The sequence below is a fragment of the Pseudoroseomonas cervicalis ATCC 49957 genome (genome assembly GCF_000164635.1).
GTDB lineage: Bacteria > Pseudomonadota > Alphaproteobacteria > Acetobacterales > Acetobacteraceae > Pseudoroseomonas > Pseudoroseomonas cervicalis.
The window spans coordinates 1-993 of record NZ_GG771072.1 but is presented as its reverse complement, the minus strand read 5'-3'; the positions used below and the strand labels follow the sequence as shown (position 1 = coordinate 993).

Here is a 993-nt window from a genome sequence, read left to right as displayed (position 1 = left end):
TTTTTCACCTTTCCGCCTGCGTCATGAAACTTCCGGCGGCGGGGCGGATCGGCACCGCCCCGCCGCGCGTCCGCGCCTCAGCTGTCGGCGCGGATGTCGTTGTCGCGGATCACCTTGCCCCATTTGGCGATCTCGGCCTGGATGAAGCTGCCGCACTCGTCGGGGCCGCTGGCCACCACATCGGCGCCCTGCTCCTCGATCTTCTGCCGCACATTGCTGTCGGCCAGGGCGCGGGTCAGCGCCGCGTGCATCTTGTCGACGATCGGCTTCGGCGTGCCGGCGCGGCCGAGCAGCGCCCACCAAGTCGGCGCCTCGAAATTGCCCACGCCCTGCTGGGCGAAGCTGCGCACCCCCGGCACGTGCCGCGTCTCGCCCTTGGTGGTCACGCCCACCGGCCGCAGCGTGCCCGCCTTGATGTGCTGGTTGATCACCACGACGTTCGACATGAACAGCGGCACATGCCCGGCCACCGCGTCCTGGGTGGCCGGCCCGCCGCCGCGATAGGGCACGTGCACCAGGCGGAAGCCGCCCTCCTGCTGCAGCAGGGTGGTCGCCACATGGGCCAGGCCGCCCACGCCGCTGGTGGCGAAGTTCAGCGTGTCCGGCGCCTTCTTGGCGGCCTCGACGATGTCCTGGTAGCTGCGGTAGGGGGTGGTGTTGTGCGCCACCAGCGCCAGCGGCCCGGTGCCCACCAGGGAGACCGGCACGAAGGCCTCCATGGTCTTGAAGGGCAGGCGCATCACGCTCTCATTGGTCGCCTGGGTGTCGTAGACCAGGATCCAGGTGTAGCCATCGGGATCGGCCCGCGCCGCCTCGCCGGCACCGATCGCGCCCGAGGCGCCGCCGCGATTCTCGATCACCACGGGGCGGCCCAGGATCTCCTGCAGGCGGGGCTGGAAGATGCGGGCCACGGTGTCGGTGCTGCCGCCCGGCGGCCAGGGCACGACCAGGCGGATCGGGCGCTCGGGCCAGGCGGTCTGGGCGCGCAGCACG

Annotated in this window: 1 protein-coding gene; it reads right to left on the bottom strand. The window is 71.5% G+C overall.

Translation table 11 applies throughout. The features are described 5' to 3' along the window. Nucleotides 1-77: 77 nt before the first annotated feature. Nucleotides 78-993: tripartite tricarboxylate transporter substrate-binding protein (locus HMPREF0731_RS21775; protein WP_040614384.1), on the bottom strand; the 916-nt coding region annotated here is incomplete at its 5' end.